This is a genomic window from Streptomyces sp. NPDC055103 (assembly GCF_053607625.1).
Genome location: NZ_JBSGTX010000172.1, coordinates 1 through 1,575, shown reverse-complemented (window position 1 = coordinate 1,575; position 1,575 = coordinate 1). Strand labels below are relative to the sequence as shown.

Here is a 1,575-nt window from a genome sequence, read left to right as displayed (position 1 = left end):
CGCCGCGATCTGGCACAACCACAAGACCCGCCAGCCGGTCACACGATCACTGATCGCCTACGACCACTGATCATTCGGAATGACTCGTCTAGGCCACCGCGTCGAAGCCCGTGTCGTGAGCCATCTTCTTCAGCTCCAGCAGGGCGTGCTTCTCGATCTGGCGGATCCGCTCGCGCGTCAGACCGTGCTGCTTGCCGACCTCCGTCAGCGTCCTCTCGCGCCCGTCCTCGATCCCGTACCGCATACGGATGATCGACGCCGTGCGGTGGTCGAGCTTGGCGATCAGGTCGTCGAGCTCCTCGCTGCGCAGCAGCGTGAGCACCGACTGCTCGGGCGAGATCGCCGAGGTGTCCTCCAGGAGGTCGCCGAACTGGGTCTCGCCCTCGTCGTCCACCCCCATGTTCAGCGAGACCGGGTCGCGCGCCCAGTCCAGGACGTCGACGACCCGCTCCGGCTTGGTGTCCAGCTCCGCCGCGATCTCGGCCGGCTCCGGATCCCGGCCGTGCTCACGGTTGAACTCGCGCTGCACGCGCCGGATGCGGCCCAGCTCCTCCACCAGGTGGACGGGGAGCCGGATCGTCCGGGACTGGTCGGCGATCGACCGGGTGATGGCCTGGCGGATCCACCACGTCGCGTACGTGGAGAACTTGAAGCCCTTCGCGTAGTCGAACTTCTCGACCGCGCGCACCAGGCCCGCGTTCCCCTCCTGGATCAGGTCGAGCAGGGGGAGTCCGCTGCGGGGATAGCGCCGCGCGACGGCGACCACGAGCCGGAGGTTGGACTTGATGAAGAGGTCCTTGGCCCGCTCGCCCTCGGCGACCAGCGCTTCGAGCTCCTCACGGGCCGCGCCACCGGCCTCGCTCTCTATGGCTCCGTCGAGGATCTGCTGGGCGTAGACGCCCGCCTCGATCGTCTGGGAGAGCTCTACCTCCTTGGCGGCGTCGAGCAGGGGTGTACGCGCGATCTCGTCGAGGTACATGCCGACCAGGTCGCGGTCGGCGATGTCCCCGCCCACGGCGCGAACGCTGCTGGCCCGGCTCGCCCCGCTCTTGGCGGAGGTCTGACGACGGGCGACGGCACGGGTTGCCATGCGTGCTCCCTTGCTGAGTAGGTCGCGACACCTTTTCGGGTGCCCTGCATCCGACGGAAACAACGACTGGAATCAGGACAGAATTCCCACCCGACACATGGATTTTCGCGATCATGCAGTATCCTGCGCGGCCGCCGCCCCTTCGGGTATGCCGCGGAAACCCACGGAGGCGCAGGTCAGACCGGGCACGGAGGGTGATGCGACGCCGTTCACGGAGGCTCCGACCACACTGTCGGTGAGACCGCGATCACATGCGGCGCGCTGTCTCGCCGTCTCATCCCCTCAGACGTCGTCCCGGGCGATCGGGTTGCGCGCATCGACCCTCGGCCCCCACCCTCGGCCCCGCCAGCCCCTGGCCCCCGGCCCTTGGTCCGGCCCTCGGCCCCGAGGCCTAGGTGTATTGCCCTGTGAGGTTGGGGACGCGGCTGGCGGGTGGTTTGCCTGCGAGCGCGGTGTGTCCGCGGTGGTGATTGTAGGTGTGCAGC

Annotated in this window: 1 protein-coding gene; it reads right to left on the bottom strand. The window is 68.4% G+C overall.

The annotated features are described in order from the left end of the window. Positions 1–88 precede the first annotated feature (88 nt). Entirely contained in the window at positions 89–1,090 is a 1,002-nt protein-coding gene (locus tag ACWFR1_RS40295) for a sigma-70 family RNA polymerase sigma factor (RefSeq protein WP_453561077.1), read from the bottom strand. Between the last annotated feature and the right edge of the window lie 485 nt (positions 1,091–1,575).